General features: G+C 69.3%; 16 protein-coding genes. 4 read left to right on the forward strand and 12 right to left on the reverse strand.

The window, feature by feature from the left end; genetic code table 11:
• Both CIK81_RS09135 and glgB read left to right on the forward strand, forming a co-directional pair.
• On the forward strand, positions 1–2,103 hold the full coding sequence (locus tag CIK81_RS09135) for an alpha-1,4-glucan--maltose-1-phosphate maltosyltransferase (RefSeq protein WP_114355633.1): 2,103 nt from the start codon (positions 1–3) through the stop codon (positions 2,101–2,103).
• 1 nt (position 2,104) lies between these two features.
• On the forward strand, positions 2,105–4,309 hold the full coding sequence (gene glgB, locus CIK81_RS09140; RefSeq protein WP_114329285.1) for a 1,4-alpha-glucan branching protein GlgB: 2,205 nt from the start codon (positions 2,105–2,107) through the stop codon (positions 4,307–4,309).
• Positions 4,310–4,552: 243 nt separating this feature from the next.
• Here the strand turns inward: glgB and CIK81_RS09145 are convergent, their stop codons facing one another.
• The 3 genes from CIK81_RS09145 to CIK81_RS18545 all read right to left on the reverse strand — a co-directional run bounded on the left by CIK81_RS09145 (position 4,553) and on the right by CIK81_RS18545 (position 7,853).
• Positions 4,553–5,446 (reverse strand): co-chaperone YbbN, encoded by an 894-nt coding sequence (locus CIK81_RS09145; RefSeq protein WP_114311468.1) that lies wholly within the window; start codon positions 5,444–5,446, stop codon positions 4,553–4,555.
• Between the two features lie 92 nt (positions 5,447–5,538).
• Positions 5,539–6,627: a hypothetical protein gene (locus CIK81_RS09150; RefSeq protein ID WP_114355634.1), complete on the reverse strand. Its 1,089-nt coding sequence runs from the start codon at positions 6,625–6,627 to the stop codon at positions 5,539–5,541.
• The gene (locus CIK81_RS18545) at positions 6,624–7,853 is read right to left on the reverse strand and encodes a hypothetical protein (RefSeq protein ID WP_241964094.1); all 1,230 of its coding nucleotides are present in this window, start codon (positions 7,851–7,853) and stop codon (positions 6,624–6,626) included. The genes CIK81_RS09150 and CIK81_RS18545 overlap by 4 nt, the downstream gene beginning before the upstream one ends.
• A 207-nt stretch (positions 7,854–8,060) precedes the next feature.
• Here CIK81_RS18545 and nucS point away from each other — a divergent pair, with 207 nt between their 5' ends.
• On the forward strand, positions 8,061–8,768 hold the full coding sequence (gene nucS / locus CIK81_RS09160) for an endonuclease NucS (protein WP_096165733.1): 708 nt from the start codon (positions 8,061–8,063) through the stop codon (positions 8,766–8,768).
• Between the two features lie 30 nt (positions 8,769–8,798).
• Complete coding sequence (locus CIK81_RS09165) at positions 8,799–10,031, forward strand: N-acetylglucosamine-6-phosphate deacetylase (protein WP_158541978.1); 1,233 nt, start codon at positions 8,799–8,801, stop codon at positions 10,029–10,031.
• A gap of 184 nt (positions 10,032–10,215) precedes the next feature.
• On the opposite strand, the gene CIK81_RS09170 is transcribed toward CIK81_RS09165, so the two are convergent.
• From CIK81_RS09170 to atpB, 9 genes are all read right to left on the reverse strand, one after another.
• On the reverse strand, positions 10,216–10,656 hold the full coding sequence (locus tag CIK81_RS09170; RefSeq protein ID WP_114355635.1) for a DUF2550 domain-containing protein: 441 nt from the start codon (positions 10,654–10,656) through the stop codon (positions 10,216–10,218).
• Between the two features lie 18 nt (positions 10,657–10,674).
• Complete coding sequence (locus tag CIK81_RS09175) at positions 10,675–10,947, reverse strand: F0F1 ATP synthase subunit epsilon (protein ID WP_096165675.1); 273 nt, start codon at positions 10,945–10,947, stop codon at positions 10,675–10,677.
• Positions 10,944–12,401: a F0F1 ATP synthase subunit beta gene (gene atpD / locus CIK81_RS09180; protein WP_158541979.1), complete on the reverse strand. Its 1,458-nt coding sequence runs from the start codon at positions 12,399–12,401 to the stop codon at positions 10,944–10,946. The genes CIK81_RS09175 and atpD overlap by 4 nt, the downstream gene beginning before the upstream one ends.
• A 54-nt stretch (positions 12,402–12,455) precedes the next feature.
• Positions 12,456–13,367, reverse strand: a complete 912-nt coding sequence (locus CIK81_RS09185) for a F0F1 ATP synthase subunit gamma (RefSeq protein ID WP_096165677.1) — start codon at positions 13,365–13,367, stop codon at positions 12,456–12,458.
• Positions 13,368–13,441: 74 nt separating this feature from the next.
• Positions 13,442–15,064: a F0F1 ATP synthase subunit alpha gene (gene atpA, locus CIK81_RS09190; RefSeq protein ID WP_096165678.1), complete on the reverse strand. Its 1,623-nt coding sequence runs from the start codon at positions 15,062–15,064 to the stop codon at positions 13,442–13,444.
• A gap of 83 nt (positions 15,065–15,147) precedes the next feature.
• Complete coding sequence (locus CIK81_RS09195; RefSeq protein ID WP_096165679.1) at positions 15,148–15,963, reverse strand: F0F1 ATP synthase subunit delta; 816 nt, start codon at positions 15,961–15,963, stop codon at positions 15,148–15,150.
• Between the two features lie 9 nt (positions 15,964–15,972).
• Positions 15,973–16,512 carry a F0F1 ATP synthase subunit B gene (locus CIK81_RS09200; RefSeq protein WP_114305163.1) on the reverse strand — a complete coding sequence of 180 codons (540 nt, stop codon included), beginning with the start codon at positions 16,510–16,512 and terminating at the stop codon, positions 15,973–15,975.
• A 10-nt stretch (positions 16,513–16,522) separates the two neighbouring features.
• A complete protein-coding gene (gene atpE / locus CIK81_RS09205) occupies positions 16,523–16,753 on the reverse strand; it encodes an ATP synthase F0 subunit C (RefSeq protein WP_096165681.1) in 231 nt (76 codons plus the stop codon).
• 78 nt (positions 16,754–16,831) lie between these two features.
• On the reverse strand, positions 16,832–17,647 hold the full coding sequence (atpB, locus tag CIK81_RS09210; protein ID WP_158541984.1) for a F0F1 ATP synthase subunit A: 816 nt from the start codon (positions 17,645–17,647) through the stop codon (positions 16,832–16,834).
• Positions 17,648–17,750 lie beyond the last annotated feature (103 nt).

Raw genomic sequence — 17,750 nt, forward strand, 5'->3', positions numbered from 1 at the left:
ATGTCCGAGACCACCGAACACCGCGAGGTTCCCGCATCGGCCTCTTTGTCGTCCGCGTCTGCTTCCGCGTCATCCCCTGCGGCGGCGTCTGAGCCCGCCGGGCTGGACGGCGGAGTGGGGCGCATCCCGATCATGGGTGTCCAGCCAGTGGTCGACGGCGGTCGCTTCCCGGCCTCCTGCGTCGACGGGGAGACGGTGAGGATCACCGCGAACGCCTTCCGCGAGGGCCACGACGCGATGGGCGTGCAGGTCGTCCTCGTGGATCCCGAGGGCCGCGAGGAACGCGTGCCGATGGTCTCCACGAACCCGGGGCTGGACCTCTGGGAGGCCGCCGTCCGGCCCGAGACCACCGGGCACTGGTCGTTCCGGATCGAGGCCTATTCCGCGCCGTACGACACCTGGGCCCACGCCGCCGAGGTGAAGGTCCCCGTCGGCATCGACGTCGACCTGGTGTGCGCCGAGGGCGTGCTGGTGCTGCACCGGGTGCTCACGGAGATCGCCGAGGGCGACCGTCCCGCCTCCGACGGCCCCGTCGTCACCACCGCGCTGGAGAGCCTGCGCTCCTCCGACCTTCCCGCCGCCGCCCGGGTCGCCCCGGCGCTCGCCGCGGATCTGCGCGGACTGCTCACGGAGCGTCCGCTGCGCGAAGGGGTCACCGTCTCCGGTCCGTACGAGCTGATCGTGCACCGCCGTCGTGCGCTGTACGGCTCCTGGTACGAGTTCTTCCCGCGCTCCGAGGGCGCCCATTTCGATCCCTCGACCGGATGGACCTCAGGGACCCTGCGCACTGCGGCGACCTCCCTGGACCGGATCGCCCGGATGGGCTTCGACGTCGCCTACCTGACGCCGATCCATCCGATCGGGACGACCTTCCGCAAGGGACGCAACAACTCCCTGGACCCGCGGCCCGAGGATCCCGGCTCCCCCTACGCGATCGGCTCGGCCGACGGCGGCCACGATGCGATCCATCCCGACCTCGGGACGCTCGAGGACTTCGACGCCTTCGTCGCCCGCGCGAAGGAGCTGGACCTCGAGGTCGCGCTCGACATCGCCCTGCAGTGCTCCCCGGACCATCCCTGGGTGCACGAGCATCCGGAATGGTTCACCGTGCGTGCGGACGGCACGATCGCGTACGCGGAGAATCCGCCCAAGAAGTATCAGGACATCTATCCCCTCAGCTTCGACACCGACTACGACGGGCTGTACGCGGCGGTGCGGGACGTGCTCGAGCACTGGGTCGCCCACGGCGTGACCCTGTTCCGCGTCGACAACCCGCACACCAAGCCGGTGCGGTTCTGGGAGGAGCTGCTGGCTGAGTTCGACCGGAAGCATCCCGAGGTGATCTTCCTGGCCGAGGCGTTCACCCGGCCCACGATGATGCACACGCTCGGCAAGGTCGGCTACCACCAGAGCTACACCTATTTCACCTGGCGCGAGAGCGCGAAGGAACTGCGCGAATATCTCGAGGAGCTGGTCGAGTCCGCGCCGTACATGCGGCCCAGCTTCTGGCCCACCACGCATGACATCCTCACCCCGTTCATGACCAGCGGCGGCCGCCAGGCGTTCGCGCTGCGCGCCATCCTCGCCGCGACCCTGGTGCCCACCTGGGGCATCTACACCGGCTATGAACTGGTGGAGGACGTCCCGCGGCCCGGGGCCCAGGAGCAGATCGACAACGAGAAGTACGAGTACAAGCCCCGCGACTTCGCCGGTGCGCTCGTCTCCGGGAAGAGCCTCGAGCCCCTGCTCACGGACCTCAACCGCATCCGGCGGGAGCATCCCGCGCTGCAGTCGCTCACCGCGATCCACTTCCACGAGGCCGAGGACGAGCAGGTGCTGGTCTTCTCCAAGCACCTCGACGCCGAGGCCAGCGGCACCGGCTCCCCGGACACGATCCTGGTGGCCTCGGTGACCGTGCACGACCGTGACGCCGCCACCACCTTGCACCTGGACCTCGACGCTCTCGGTGTGGACACGACCTTCGAGGTCGAGGACCTCCTGAGCGGTGAGCGCTACACCTGGGACAAGGACCCCTACGTCATCCTCAGCGCCGCCGACCGGCCCGCGCACGTCCTGCGGATCATCCACCCCGAGGAGAGCTGACATGGCTGACCACATCGATCCCGCCGCCCCCGCGGTGATGCCCCTGGGCGTGCACGAGCTCGGCGCCACCGCCACCGGCAGCTACCACGACCCCCACTCGGTCCTGGGGGCGCACGAGTACGAGGGCACCACCACCGTGCGCACCCTCAAGCCCCTCGCCCGCGCCGTCGAGCTGGTGCTGCCCGATGAGAGCACCCATCCGCTCGCCCACGAGTACGACGGGATCTGGGCGCTCGCGCTCGACGAGCCACGGGTGGAGTCCTATCGCCTCCGCGTCACCTGGGAGGAGGGCGCCGAGCCGGTCGAGCTCGAGGAGCCGTACCGCTTCGAGCCCACCGTCGGCGAGTTCGATCTCCACCTGATCCGCGAGGGCCGCCACGAGGAGCTGTGGAGGGCGCTCGGTGCGCATGTGCGCACGCTGGACGACGTCGAGGGGACGTCCTTCGCGGTATGGGCTCCCAACGCCCGCGCCGTGCAGGTGATCGGCGCCTTCAACGGCTGGGACGGTCGCAGCCACGCGCTGCGCTCCCTGGGCGCCTCCGGGGCGTGGGAGATCTTCGTGCCCGGGATCGGGGACGGCGAGGTCTACAAGTACCGGATCCTCGGGGCCGACGGCACCTGGCGCGACAAGGCCGATCCGATGGCACGACGGGCCGAGGTGCCCCCGGCGACCGGATCCGTCGTCACCACCAGCGAGTTCGAATGGACCGACGAGCACTGGCTCGCCCAGCGCGCCGCACAGGATCCCGTCTCGTCCCGGATGTCGATCTACGAGCTGCACCTGTCCAGCTGGCGGCCCGGCCTCACCTATCTCGAGCTGGCCACCGAACTGGTCGACTACGTCACCGACCTCGGCTTCACCCATGTGGAGTTCATGCCCCTGGCCGAGCATCCCTTCGGCGGCTCCTGGGGATACCAGGTCACCGGCTACTACGCGCCGACGTCCCGCCTGGGCTCCCCCGACGAGCTGCGCCATCTGATCGATGCGCTGCACGCCGCGAACATCGGCGTGATCCTGGACTGGGTGCCGGCCCATTTCCCCAAGGATGACTGGGCGCTGGCCCGCTTCGACGGCACCGCTCTGTACGAGCATGCCGATCCGCGTCGCGGCGAGCACCCCGACTGGGGGACGCTCGTGTTCGACACGGGTCGTCACGAGGTGCGCAACTTCCTGGTCGCCAACGCCAGCTACTGGCTCGAGGAGTTCCACGTCGACGGCCTGCGGGTGGATGCCGTCGCCTCCATGCTCTACCTCGACTACTCGCGCGAGGAGGGGCAGTGGATCCCGAACCGCCATGGCGGGCGCGAGGACCTCGAGAGCATCGCCTTCCTGCAGGAGACCACCGCGACCGCCTACAAGCGGGCCCCGGGCATCATGATGATCGCCGAGGAGTCCACCTCGTTCCCCGGCGTCACCCGCCCCACCGATGCCGACGGCCTGGGCTTCGGCTTCAAATGGAACATGGGCTGGATGCACGACACCCTGGAGTATCTCGGCCAGGATCCGATCAACCGCCAATACCACCATGGCGACCTGACCTTCTCGATGGTCTACCAGTACTCCGAGAACTTCGTGCTCCCCATCAGCCACGACGAGGTGGTCCACGGCAAGGGGTCGCTGCTGCGCAAGGCGCCCGGCGACGACTGGCAGCAGGCCGCTTCGCTGCGCACCTACCTCGCCCTGCAGTGGACCCACCCGGGCAAGCAGCTGCTGTTCATGGGCAGCGAATTCGCCCAGGGCACCGAGTGGTCGGAGCAGGCGGGCCTGCCCTGGTGGCTGCTGGAGTACCCGCTGCACCGCGGGACCCAGCAGCTGGTCAAGGACCTCAACGCCCTCCAGGCCGAGCTGCCCGCGCTGTACGAGGGCGATCAGGACCCCGCCGGGTTCGAGTGGCTGATCGGGGACGACGCCGAGCACAACACGATCAGCTTCGTGCGGCGCGACCGCGCCGGCGATCCGGTGGTGGTGGTCTTGAACTTCTCGCCGCAGCCGTGGCACGACTACCGGATCCCGCTGCCCGAGGGCGGCGATTGGCTCGAGGTGCTGAACTCCGACGCTCCGGTCTACGGCGGCAGCGGGCTCGGCAACCTGGGACGGGTCCATGCCGAGGAGCTGCAGCTGCACGGTCGTGGCCATTCGGTGCGACTGACGGTGCCGCCGCTCGGCGCGGTGGTCCTCGTGCCGGCGCGACTGCGCGAGAGCTGAGTTCGACGCCTCACCGGCCCGGACGCCGCGCGACCGCACGGGCGGCACGGGCACCAGCAGCTCGGGCACCGCAGCGCAGGTAGCGCGGCTCGGGTGGCACGGACACGGCATCAAGAGCGGGCCGGGGGCATCCCCGGCCCGCTGGCCTGTCAGCAGAGCGGATCTCCACCCGGACGGCCGCCCGCCGTCAGCACTGCACGATCAGGTACGCGAGATCGGCACTGCACGGTCAGGCAGGCGAGATCAGTAGAGCAGGTTCGCCAGGCGCTTGCGGGCGGCGGGCACGCGCGGATCGGCGGGACCGGCCACCTCGAACAGCTGGAGCAGACGGTCACGGAGCTGCGCCTTCGTCTCCGCGTCGGCGCCCCGGAGGCGGTCGAGCAGACGGGTGAAGGCATCCTCGACGTGGCCGCCGAGCATGTCGAGATCGGCGACCAGGAGCTGGGCGTCGAGATCCTGCGGCCGCTGCGCGGCATCCTCGCGCACCGTGTTCGCGTCGATGCCCTGGGTGCGCCGCATGAGCGACACGGTCGCCAGGCCCGCCTTGGCCTCGGCGTCGGCCGGGGAATCGTTCAGCTGCTTCTCGTAGGCCACGACAGCGGCCTCGAGGTCGCCCTTCTCGATCGCCTCGTAGGCCTCCGCGATGAGCGGGGGCAGCGGCTCCTCGGGCGGGGCCTGCTGCTCGCTCTCCCCGGCGGCGGTGGTGTCCAGCCCCTGCTGCGTGGCGAGGTCGATCACCTGCGTCAGGAGATTGTCGACCTCTTCGTCGGGCAGCACGGACTGCACGATGGGCTGAACCTGGCCGAGGATCAGGAGCAGCAGGGTGGGCAGCTGCTGGACCCTCAGGGCGCCGGCGACGCGCTGCTGGGTGTCGGCATCGACCACCGCGAGGCGCAGAGCGCCGTTCTTCGCGTCGACCCCGCGCCGCAGCGAGCTGAGGAACTGCTCGCCCTCGGGGACCCGGGCGCTGGTGACCAGCAGCAGCGTGGGGATCTGCTGCGAATCGGCGACGAGCTGCTCGAGCCCCTGCTCGGTCACCGCCACCTCATGCGCGGACGGGGTGCCGCTGGTGCTCGGGGACCCACCGGCCGGCTGCTTCAGCTCGGCGAGGTCGATGATGCCGTACGGATCGGTCACGGAAGTGCTCCTTCGACGAGTTCGGGACTCCGACAGTCTAAGGAGTGCAGCCGCTCTGCGCTCCCAGCTCCTGCGGGACGGCCCTCAGGGCCTCACGAGCCCTCGGCACCCAGGGTGGTGAGCGTCGCGGCGATCGGCTGGATCGTGCCGCCGGCGTCCTTGGACGGGATGTACAGCGCCACGTGGGTGCCGAACTTCCGGATGTACTCCTTGGTGAACTCCCGCTTGCCGATCACCTTGGTGTAGGGATTGTCCTCCCCGTACCGCATGGTCGCGCGGTCCTTGATGGATACCGTGCGGGAGGACAGCAGAGTGCCCATGACGATCGCGCCGCCGTCATCGGTGCGCAGGCCTGCGAACTCCTCCTCCTTGACCGCGTAGGTCTCCTTCACGGTCGCCGCCTCGTCCTTCTCGACGCCCGTGTTCAGCTCGGTGCGCTCGGTCTGGATCTGCTTGTGGCGCTCCGTCATGAACGGGTCCTCGCCGAGCAGGTCGTCGGCGTCCGCGTCCTTGCCGTCCGAGAGCACCTTGGCGTACAGCGCGAGCGCCTCGTCCGGAGTGAGCAGGAGGTCATCGGCATCCGCCGCGACCGCCTCGGAGCCGACCAGCTCGTTGGGCACGCTCGGCATCTCGATGCCGGCAGCCTGCTGAGCCCAGCCCCAGGCGGAGTAGGGGGACTTCGCGTCGGCCTGCTGGAGCGCCATGAAGAACGGCACGCCCTCCTTCGCGGAGTCCTCGACCAGCGCGATCGCCACCCGCGGGAACTCCGCGCTGACGGTCGTCATGGGGACGATCAGCGTGTCGCTGGGCGTGGTGAGGAAGTCCTTCCACTCCTCGGCCTCCTCGATCATCGCGTAGGCGGCCTTGCGGAAGTCCGCGGCGGACCCGGAGCCGCGCGGCGCGAGCTTCTTGGCGTCCATCTTCTTGTCCGCGGCGACCACGGCGGCATTGACCTCGCTCACGCAGGTCTCGAACTGCTCGTGCGTGTTCACGGGCGTGGGCTCGGCCGGCTCGGGACCCTTGGGCGGTGCCGGCGGGGCCTCGGGCTCGGAGGAGCACGCGGCGAGGGCACCGGTGGCGAGCAGGGAGCCCGCACCGAGGAAGAAGCCGCGGCGGGCGACGGGTCGAGCGGTCATGAGCGTGTCCTTCCGCGCGGGGCGGCGCAGGGTCGGGCGGGTCATCGCGGGTCCTCGCTGCCGGGGAGCTCTTCGGACGCATCGGACGCACCGAAGCCGTCGGAGGCGTCGGACCCGTCGGTGGCATCGGGCCCGTCGGAGGCATCGGAGGACTCAGCGGTGCCGCTGTCGCCTCCGAGCGTGTGCGCGGGGGCGTCATCGGCCCGGCCGAACCCCCAGGCGTCGGTGTCGCCGTCCACGGGGGCGAGGACCTCGGTGTCGTCGACCGGGGCGAGCGTCTCGGTGCGGCCCGTCGGACGGTCCTCGGCGTGGTCCGTCGAACGGTCCTCAGCGTGGTCCGTCGAACGGTCCTCAGCGTGGTCCGTCGGACGCTCCTCGGCGCGGCCCACTGCGGAGAGGACCTCGGTGTCGTCCGTCGGGGCGTGCGTCCGGGACTCGTCCACCGGAGGGAGCACGTCGGTGGTCTCCGCGCTCGTCACGCTCGCCTCGTCGGCCGAGACGTCGTCATCGGCCTCCGGAGCGGCCATGGCGCCCGCTCCTGCGGCGGCCGGGGCCGTCGCCCCGCCGGCGAACGGTGCGTCGGTCTCGTCGACGCCGTCGGTCGCGACGTCCTCGCCGCCGATCTCGTCCAGCTCTTCCTCGTCACGGCGACGTCCGCCGATCGAGACCACGAGCAGCACCAGACCGATCACGGCGATCGCGGCGCCGCCGGCGTAGGCGAAGGGGACCCATTCGTTCTCGGCCTCGACCGGCCAGGTGATGGAGATCGAGTCGGCGCCCGGGGCGCTGCCGTCGGTGACCACGAGGATCGAACGGTAGGCCTGCTTGTTCTCGCCGTGTTCCTGCGCGGCGAAGTCGGCGACCTTAAGGGTGTACGGCGAGGCGCTCGTGTCCACGGTGCGCCACAGATCGGAGTCCGTGGGGCTGCTGATCTCCGTCTCCCCGTCGGGATGCACGGCCTCGGTGCTGAGGGTGCTCCAGTCGCTCGCCCCGGTGATGCGGGTGTAGGCGGTGTCCTCCAGGTAGGCCTCGATGTCGGAGTTGTCCGCGGTGATGACGGAGACGTCCGATTCCCCCTCGATGGTCACCTCGCCCTCCATGCCTCCCACGTAGAGCACGCCCGGATCGATCACGACGGCGGGGCCCGGATCGCTGAGCTCGACGGAGGCGGTGGTCTCGGTGGCGGGGGCCCAGGTGGTCTCTCCGAGGCGGCCCAGCGCCAGCCCGATCAGGCCCAGCAGGACCAGGAGGACGGCGAGGAGTCGTTTCACGATGGGTTGTGCTCCTAGAAGGCGGCCCGAGGGGGCCAAGGCGGCGGACCGTCCCACGATAGGGTGCGCAGCACGGCCTGGAACAGTTCCGCGTGACCATGTGCACCTGGGCAAAGAGATCTCCATGAGCATGCCATGCGCCTCTCATCAGGCACGGGACGGCGCTCCGCAGAGCCGTCGGGCCTTCCCGTGCCGTACCCTGTCGGGGTGCGTCTCGTCGTTGCCCGCTGCTCTGTCGACTACACCGGTCGACTCACCGCCCACCTCCCCCTGGCTCCGCGCCTGCTGATCGTCAAAGCCGATGGCAGCGTGCTGGTCCATTCGGACGGAGGCAGCTATAAACCTCTGAACTGGATGACTCCTCCCTGCACGCTGCGCTCCACGCGTCGCGATGACGACGAGATCGAGGCCGATCCGGACAGCGACTGGATCGAGCAGTGGGACGTCACCCATGACAAGACCGGTGACAAGCTCCGCGTGCGTCTGCACGAGATCCTCGAGGACAGCTCCCATGAGCTCGGCGAGGACCCCGGACTCCAGAAGGACGGCGTCGAAGCGCACCTCCAGGCCCTGCTCGCCGAGAACATCGACACCCTCGGCGAGGGCTGGAGCCTGGTGCGCCGGGAGTACGGCACCGCGATCGGCCCGGTCGACATCATGGCGCGGGACGCCGACGGTGCCGCCGTGGCGATCGAGATCAAGCGCCGCGGCGAGATCGACGGCGTGGAGCAGCTGACCCGTTATCTCGAGCTGCTGAACCGTGACCCGCTGCTGGCGCCGGTGCGCGGGGTCTTCGCCGCCCAGGCCATCAAACCGCAGGCCCGCGTTCTCGCGGAGGACCGCGGGATCGACTGCGTCACCCTCGACTACGACGCCCTGCGCGGGATCGACGACGTCGACTCGCGACTGTTCTGAGCCATCCCTCCCCCACCCCCAGGAGTTCCCGTGACCACGGCAGCCTCGTCGGACCGCACCGCACCACTGGCCGTCGACCTCGCCCTGCACGGGACGACCGTGCTGAAGCAGGGCGTGCTCCCCGACGGCCTCGTGCTGATCTCCGGCGCGGACGTGGTGTGGTCCGGCCCGGCCTCCCACGCCCCGGAGCATGCGGCCGCCGAGGAGATCGCCCATGACGGGCTGATCCTGCCGGGCCTGGTGGATCTGCACTGCCACGGCGGCGGCGGCGTCTCCTTCCCGGACTCGACGTCCCCCGAGGAGATGCTCACCGCAGTGCGCGAGCACCGCCGCCATGGGACCACGTCCCTGGTCGCCTCGCTGGTCACCGCGGAGGCCGAGACCCTGCGGGCACGGGTCGCGGATCTCGCGCAGCTCGCGGACGATGGCGAGATCGCCGCGATCCATCTCGAGGGGCCGTTCGTCTCCGTCGCCCGCTGCGGAGCCCAGAACCCCGAGCACATCATCGGCGGCGACGCCGATCTGGTGCGTGAGCTGGCCGCGATCGCCGGCGGATCGCTCGCGACGATGACCGTCGCCCCCGAGGTCGACGGCGCCGACCCGGTGCTCGAGGCCCTCGCCGAGGTGGGGGCGGTCCCCTCGCTCGGGCACACCGACGGGTCGAGCGAGCAGATGACCCGGGCGGTCGCCACCGCGAGAGCCGAGCTTCGCCGTGAGCACGGCCGCTCCCCACTCCCCACGGCGACCCACCTGTTCAACGGCATGCGCCCGATCCACCATCGCGATCCCGGGCCCGCGTTCGCGGCACTCGATGCCGCCGCCCGCGGCGAGCTCGTCGTCGAGGTGATCGCCGACGGCGTCCACCTGGATCGCCGGACCGTCGCCCACATCTTCTCCGTCGCTGCGCAGGACACGGTCGCGCTCGTGACCGATGCGATGGCGGCCGCCGGAATGCCCGACGGCCAGTACCGTCTGGGCGCGCTGGACGTCACGGTCGACGCAGGCATCGCCACCCTCACCGGGGGCAGCTCGATCGCCGGTGGCACGGCGCATCTGCTCGAGGTGGTCCGCTTCGCCGTCTTCGAAGCGGGTGTGGACCTGGTCTCCGCGGTGCGCGCTGCGACGACGGTCCCGGCACGAGTGCTGGGCCAGGAGGATCGGATCGGCTCGCTGGAGCCCGGCCGCCGCGCCGACGCCGTGCTGGTGGACGCCGATCTGCGGCCGGTGACGGTGCTGCGGGCCGGTCAGCGCGTCGAGGGCTGACCCCCCTCACCGCGCGCCACGGGAGCGACCCGCTCAGAGGATCGAGCCGAGAAAGGTCGCCGAGCACCGCCAGGGCGTGCCGCGTTGCGGCGGTGCACAGGGCCGTCGGCACGTGCCGCGCCGCGGAGGCGTGCAGGGCCGTCGGCACGTACCGTGCTGCGGGGGCGTGCAGGGCCGTGCAGGCTCAGTCGGCGTCGCCGATGACGAGTCCGGTCGGTGCGGCTTCGATCCAGGAGTTCAGCGCCGCGCCCGAGGAGATCCCCATGATCGCGAGCTCGGTTCGCCCGCCACGCAGCCGGAACTCGACCAGATAGCTGTCCTCCTCGCCCTGTGCCCGAGCCTCGAGCCGACGGCGGGACACGTCCAGCAGGTCAGCTCTCAGGATGGTCGTCTCGGGCCCCACCCGCAGGGAGAGCGCACGGAACCACAGCAGCCGATCGGTGCCGAAGCGCATCAGTCCCGGCGACCAGTGCGAGCGCCCGGTGACCCCGCGGCGCTCGAGGGAGCAGTCGAAGGCACCGCGCCGGCGCGACATCCCGATATTGCGGACGATGAGCACCACGGCCAGGACGACAAAGAGCATCCCGACCCCCTCGAGGAGGACCGGGATGCTCAGGTCGATCATGGACGGTTCAGAATCCGCTCAGCGTGCCGACTCGACGAGCTCGGCGTCGTCGACGCCGATCGTCACGATGTCGGAATCGACGGAGACGAACCCGCCATGGACCGTTCGCTCGGAGACGGTGCCGTCCTCGCCGGTGATGCGCACCGCGCCCTCGCCGAGCACAGCGAGAGTGGGCTGCATGCGCGGCAGGATGCCCATCGACCCGTCGGCCGCAGGCACGACGACCTGGGCGGCCTGGCCGGTCCACACCGTCCGGTCGCTGGTGACGAAGGTGACCTCGAGGGTGCTCACGCCCCGAGCTCCTTCTGGATCCGGTGGTGGTTCTCCATCACCATGTCGATGCCGCCGACATTGAAGAAGGCCTGCTCCGAGATGTGGTCGAACTCGCCGTCGCAGATGCCCTTGAAGCCCTCGATGGTGTCGCGCAGCGGGACGTCCGAGCCGTCGACGCCGGTGAACTGCTTGGCGAGGTGCGTGTTCTGCGAGAGGAACTGCTGGATGCGGCGTGCCCGCGACACCGTGATCTTGTCCTCCTCGGAGAGCTCGTCCACACCGAGCATCGCGATGATGTCCTGGAGCTCCTTGTTGCGCTGCAGGATCTGCTTCACGCGCACCGCGGTGCCGTAGTGGTCCTGGCCCACGTACTGCGGGTCGAGGATCCGCGACGTGGAGGTCAGCGGGTCGATCGCCGGGTACAGACCGCGCGAGGCGATCTCTCGGGAGAGCTCCGTGGTGGCGTCGAGGTGCGCGAACGTCGTGGCCGGCGCCGGGTCGGTGTAGTCGTCAGCCGGCACGTAGATCGCCTGCATCGAGGTGATCGAGTGACCACGGGTCGAGGTGATGCGCTCCTGGAGCACACCCATCTCGTCCGCGAGGTTGGGCTGGTAGCCCACGGCCGACGGCATGCGGCCCAGCAGGGTCGACACCTCGGAGCCCGCCTGCGTGAAGCGGAAGATGTTGTCGATGAACAGCAGCACGTCCTGGGACTGCACATCGCGGAAGTACTCCGCCATGGTCAGCGCGGACAGCGCCACCCGGAGACGGGTGCCCGGGGGCTCGTCCATCTGGCCGAAGACCAGTGCGGTCTTCTCGATGACGCCCGACTCGGTCATCTCCTCGATCAGGTCCCAGCCCTCACGGGTGCGCTCACCGACGCCGGCGAACACGGACACACCGTCGTGGTTGTTCGCCACGCGGTAGATCATCTCCTGGATGAGGACCGTCTTGCCGACGCCCGCGCCGCCGAACAGGCCGATCTTTCCACCCTGCACGTACGGGGTGAGGAGGTCGATCGACTTGATGCCGGTCTCGAACATCTGGGTCTTGGACTCCAGCTGATCGAAGTTCGGCGCCTTGCGGTGGATGGGCCAGCGCTCGGTGACCTCGAGGGTCTCGCCCTCGGGGAGGTTCAGCGCGTTGCCCACGGTGTCGAAGACGGTGCCGAGGGTGACGTCGCCGACGGGCACCGAGATCGGAGCGCCGGTATCGGTCACGTCCTGACCGCGGACCAGGCCGTCGGTCGGCTTGAGCGCGATCGCGCGGATCATGCCGTCGCCGAGGTGCTGGGCGGTCTCGAGGGTGATGACGGCCGAATCGAGCCCGGCGCTGCTCGCCTCGACGCTCGCGTGCAGAGCGTTGTACATGGCGGGGATGTTCCCGGGCGGGAACTCGATGTCGACGACGGCGCCGGTGACGCGCGCGATGCGTCCGGTCGCGGTCGCGGGGGCGGAAGCTGTGGTGGTCATGTTCGTTCTCTCCAAGGGGTCGGGCCCGCGCTCAGGAGCGCAGGCCAAGAGTTCTCAGCGTTCGGTGCGCCCGGATCCGGCGAGGGCGTCGGCGCCGCCGACGATCTCCGTGATCTCCTGCGTGATCTCTGCCTGACGAGCGGTGTTCGCCAGCCGGGTGAACTTGTCGATCTGTGTCTGTGCGTTGTCGGTCGCGGTCTGCATCGCACGCTGGGTGGCGGCGTGCTCCGAGGCCATCGACTGCATCAGCAGGTTCACGATGCGCGACTCGACGTACCGCGGGATGAGCTCCTGCAGGGTCGTCTCCGCGTCCGGAGCGAACTCGTAGAGCGGGAAGGCGCCGGGGACGTGATCCTCGGCGTCCACGAGCTGCATCGGCACCAGACGACTGGCCCGTGCGGCCTGCTTGAAGCGGCTCAGGAAGCGCGTCCCGACGAGGTAGAGCTCATCCAGATGCGTCTCCGGATCCTCCGACAGGAGATCGGCGGTGAGGGTGTGCGCGATGTCCTGTCCGAGCGACCCGAGCTCGGGCTCGCTGTACGGTGCCCAGGCACGGTGAGGATCACGGTTGCGGAAGCGGAAGTACGCCTCCCCCTTGCGACCCACGACGTACAGGACCGGGGTCTTGCCCTCGTCGATCAGGGTGTTGGCGAGCTCCTCGGCCGTGCGGATCGCGTTGTGCGAGTACGAGCCCGTCATGCCACGGTCCGCGGTGATGAGCAGGATCGCGACGCGACCGCTCTGCGCACGGTCCGCCTGGAGGAACGGATGCTGCGCCTCCTGCGAATGCGTCGCCACGGCACCGATCGCCTGCGTCAGCGCATCGGCGTACGGGGTCGTCGCGAGAACGCGGGCATGTGCCTTGGAGATGCGCGAGGCCGCGACCATCTCCTTGGCCTTGAAGATCTTCTTCATGCCCTGAGCGGACCCGATCCGCTGCTTGTACTCCCTCTGCTGTGCTCCCATGTCTCTCCTCGTACGTGGCGATCGACCGGCATCATCCGCCGTGCCCGCCGCGAACGGCGGGCACGGTGATCGGATCAACCGCGGGCGATGGTCTCCTGGTCGATGTCTTCGTCCTCGAGGCTCGTCTCGACGTCGTTCAGCGGGGTCTTGCCCTTGCCGGCGAGGAAGTCCTTCTTGACCTCGTCGAGGATCGCGATGAGCTCCTCCTCGGTCGCGGGCTCGAACTTCGAGGTCGAGCGGATCGCCTCGAGCACGCCGCCGTTGTGGCGGAGGTGCTCCAGCAGGTGCGACTCGAAGTCACGCACGTCCTCGACGTCGATGTCGTCGAAGCGACCGGTGGTGCCGGCCCAGATCGAGACGACCTCCTCCTCCATCGGGAAGGGAGAGCTCTGGTTCTGCTTGAGCAGCTCCATGAGGCGGGCGCCGCGGTTCAGCTGCTGCTTGGACGCACCGTCGAGGTCGGAGGCGAACATCGCGAAGGACTCGAGGTCGCGGTACTGCGCGAGCGAGATCTTCAGCGTGCCCGAGACCTTCTTCATGGCCTTGGTCTGCGCGGAGCCGCCGACGCGGGACACCGAGATGCCGACGTCGACCGCCGGGCGCTGGTCCGCGTTGAACAGGTCCGACTGCAGGAAGCACTGGCCGTCGGTGATCGAGATGACGTTGGTCGGGATGTACGCCGAGACGTCGTTCGCCTTGGTCTCGATGATCGGCAGGGCGGTCATCGAGCCGCCGCCCATCGCGTCGGACAGCTTCGCACAGCGCTCGAGCAGACGGGAGTGCAGGTAGAACACGTCGCCCGGGTAGGCCTCACGGCCCGGCGGGCGGCGCAGCAGCAGGGACACGGCGCGGTAGGCCTCGGCCTGCTTGGAGAGGTCGTCGAAGACGATGAGGACGTGCTTGCCCTCGTACATCCAGTGCTGTCCGATGGCCGAGCCGGCGTAGGGGGCGATGTACTTGAAGCCCGCGGGGTCGGAGGCCGGAGCCGCGACGATCGTGGTGTACTCCAGCGCACCGGCCTGCTCGAGGGTCGAGCGCACCGAGGCGATGGTCGAGCCCTTCTGGCCGACGGCGACGTAGATGCAGCGCACCTGCTTCTCCGGGTCGCCGCTCTCCCAGTTCGCCTTCTGGTTCAGGATGGTGTCCAGCGCGATCGTGGTCTTGCCCGTCTGACGGTCGCCGATGATCAGCTGACGCTGGCCGCGACCGATCGGGGTCATCGAATCGATGGCCTTGATGCCGGTGGCCAGCGGCTCCTTGACGCTCTTGCGCTGCATGACGCCGGGCGCCTGCAGCTCGAGGGCACGACGCCCGGAGGTGTCGATGGTGCCCAGGCCGTCGATCGGGGCGCCGGTGGGGTCGACCACGCGGCCGAGGTAGCCCTCGCCGACGGGGACGGAGAGGACCTCACCGGTGCGGCGGACCTCCTGGCCCTCCGCGATGCCGGAGAACTCGCCGAGGATCACGACGCCGATCTCGCTGAGCTCGAGGTTCAGCGCAAGGCCGAGCTCCCCGTTCTCGAAGCGGACGAGCTCGTTGGCCATGACGTTGGGCAGGCCCTCGACACGGGCGATGCCGTCGGCCGACTCGGTGACGCGGCCGATCTCCTCGCGGTCGGTGGAGCCTGCCTGGTAGGTGGACACGGCGGTGTCCAGGGCATGCCGGATGTCCTCCGGGCGGATCGTGAGCTCAGCCATCGCGGTGCTTCGCTTCCTCTCGTGGTCCCGTCGCTGCGGGAGGTGATGTGTGGTGCTGGGGGATGTGCCGCGGCCAGGGGCCGTCAGGACACCAGGTGTTCGCGAGCCTGGGACAGGCGCGCGAGGACGGTTGCGTCGTAGAGGTCGTCTCCGACGTGGATCCGCAGACCGCCCACGACGTCCTGCGAGACCTCGAGGTTCATCTGCACCTCACGGCCGTAGATGCGCGCGAGCACTGTCCCCAGACGGGACTGCTGCGCCTCGTCCAGCGGACGCGAGGTCTCGACCACGGCCAGCAGACGCTGACGGCGCTCCGAGGCGAACTCCGCGAACTCGCGCACTCGACGCGAGGGCTTGAGCTCGACCGCTCGGGACACGGCACGGACCGCGAGTGCGGTGGTGAGCCGGTTCGCGCGGCCCTCGAGCAGGGTGCGGACGACGTTCCCGCGGGCGGACGGATCCTCCCTGGCATCGTCGAAGCTCGAGGAGAGCTCGGCGCTGTCGTCGATCGTGCGGGAGAACTGGAACAGCTCCTCCTCGACCTGACCGAGGCTGCTCTCCCGCTCGGACTGCTCGAGCAGTGCGAGCACGCCCAGCCGTTCGAGCGCGTCGAGGATGTCCTCCTGCTCGGACCAGCGATGGCTCACGACCCCAAGGGTGAGACCGAGTGCGGCGTCGCTGACCTTGCCGGCCAGCAGCGCACGGACAGCCGCCTCCTTCGCCTCGGCGCCACGACCGGAGTCGCTCAGCAGACGCACGAGCTGGTTGCTGGAATCGATCGCATCGGCGATCGCGAACAGTTCGTCCGCGGTGCTGTCCAGCGAGACGCCGTCCGTCGCGAAGACGGACTGGGCCTGCTGAGCGACCTCGGCGAACGAGGTGGAGGAAGTTCCTCGCATCACTGGTCCTTATCGGGTGGCGGTCTGGCTCGACTCGAGGTCGTCCAGGAACCGATCGATCACACGGCGGGAGCGCTCATCATCGGTGAGGGACTCCCCGACGATCTTGGAGGCCAGATCGCTCGCAAGCGTGCCGACCTCGCTGTGGAGCTGCGCGGAGGCCGTCTGGCGCTCTGCGGACAGCTGCTGACGGCCGGCGACGAGCACACGCTCGGACTCCGACTCTGCACGGACCTTCGCCTCTTCCACGATGCGGGCGCCGTCCTGGCGCGCCTTCTCGCGAATGCCTGCGGCCTCCTGGCGAGCAGCGGCGAGCTCCTCCTCCTGGGTGGCCTTGAGGTCGTCGGCCTGCTGCTGGACCTCTTCTGCCTTCTTCAGGCCGCCCTCGATCTTCTCCGCACGCTCGTCGAGCACGGCGTTCAGCCGCGGCAGGACGAACTTGAGGAAGACGACGGCGAAGATGATGACGAAGATCAGGGTCCAGATGATCTCCGGGACCTCGGGCAGCAGAAGCTTGTAGCCCGGGACTTCTTCTTCGGCGAGAATCATGGGGAGAGCCTCAGTTGAAGAGCAGGCCGGTGACGATGGCCAGCAGGGTCAGGATCTCGGTGAACGCGATACCGATGAACATGGTGGTCTGGAGCTGGCCGCGCAGCTCGGGCTGACGCGCGGTGGCCTCAGCGGTCTTGCCGACAATGATGCCGATGCCGATGCCGGGGCCGATCGCGGCGAGGCCGTAGCCGATCGACGCGACGTTGCCGGAGACTGCGGAGAGGATCATCGGGTCCACGGGATTTCCTTTCGTTGTGCCGCCCGGGCGGGCGGCAGACAGGGGTCTTGCGGGGAGGTGAGGGTCAGGTGCGAGCGGTCAGTGCTCGTCGGAGGTGGCCATCTGGATGTACACCGCGGCCAGCATCGTGAAGATGAAGGCCTGCAGGGCGGCCACGAAGATCTCGAAACCGAAGATGCCGATCGCGAGAGCGCCGGTGAAGGGCGAGCCCAGGATGAGCCAGGTGCCCGAGAGCAGCAGGCCCTGTGTCAGGCCGATGAAGACGACCATCATGATGTGACCGGCGACCATGTTCGCGAGCAGTCGGATCGTGAGCGAGGCCCAGCGGATCAGCACCACCTGCAGGAACTCGATCGGGATCAGCAGCAGGTAGATCGGCTTCGGCACCCCGGGAGGCATCGTCTCGTGCTTGAGGTAGCCCGCGAAGCCATGCTTCTTCACGCCCGCGACCACGTAGGTCACGAAGGTCCACAGCGCCAGCAGCAGCGGCAGACCGATCACGGAGGTGCCGGCGAGGTTGAGCCCCGGGACCACTCCGGCCAGGTTCATCGAGAGGATGAGGAAGAAGATCGTGATCAGGAAGGGGGCGAAGCGCCGGCCCTCCCGGATGCCCAGGGTGTTCTGGATGATCGTGCCGTGCACGAATTCGATGAGCAGCTCGACGATGCTCTGCGCACGACCCGGCACCAGCTTGGCGCGCGAGGCGATCACGCACGTCACGATGAGGACGACGGCGATCACGATCAGTCGCACGAGCTGGACGCGGTTGAACTCGAACGGCGTCCCTGCGAAGAGGATCGCCGGCGGGAAGAACTCCGCGAGGGTCGGGATGTGGAAGAGCGAATCGCCCTCTGCGTACAGCGTGGGGCTGAGGTCTGCGGTGTTCAGCTCGATCTCCCGTGGTCGTACAGCCTGGCGTGAACACGCCGGCCGTGGCCGTCATCTCGATCTGGACCGACCCGGGTACGACCATCGTGCGTACGGCGATGGACGACGC

Origin of the sequence: Brachybacterium sp. JB7, from assembly GCF_003335205.1 — a bacterium.
Taxonomy (GTDB): Bacteria; Actinomycetota; Actinomycetes; order Actinomycetales; family Dermabacteraceae; genus Brachybacterium; species Brachybacterium alimentarium.

Excerpts from the sequence above, each read along its gene's own strand:
- CIK81_RS09135 (WP_114355633.1), top strand. The coding sequence starts at position 1 with ATGTCCGAGACCACCGAACACCGCGAGGTTCCCGCATCGGCCTCTTTG.
- CIK81_RS09195 (WP_096165679.1), bottom strand. The coding sequence starts at position 15,963 with ATGCGAGGAACTTCCTCCACCTCGTTCGCCGAGGTCGCTCAGCAGGCC.
- CIK81_RS09170 (WP_114355635.1), bottom strand. The coding sequence starts at position 10,656 with ATGATCGACCTGAGCATCCCGGTCCTCCTCGAGGGGGTCGGGATGCTC.
- CIK81_RS09150 (WP_114355634.1), bottom strand. The coding sequence starts at position 6,627 with ATGACCCGCCCGACCCTGCGCCGCCCCGCGCGGAAGGACACGCTCATG.
- CIK81_RS09200 (WP_114305163.1), bottom strand. The coding sequence starts at position 16,512 with ATGATTCTCGCCGAAGAAGAAGTCCCGGGCTACAAGCTTCTGCTGCCC.
- CIK81_RS09185 (WP_096165677.1), bottom strand. The coding sequence starts at position 13,367 with ATGGGAGCACAGCAGAGGGAGTACAAGCAGCGGATCGGGTCCGCTCAG.
- glgB (WP_114329285.1), top strand. The coding sequence starts at position 2,105 with ATGGCTGACCACATCGATCCCGCCGCCCCCGCGGTGATGCCCCTGGGC.
- atpA (WP_096165678.1), bottom strand. The coding sequence starts at position 15,064 with ATGGCTGAGCTCACGATCCGCCCGGAGGACATCCGGCATGCCCTGGAC.
- atpD (WP_158541979.1), bottom strand. The coding sequence starts at position 12,401 with ATGACCACCACAGCTTCCGCCCCCGCGACCGCGACCGGACGCATCGCG.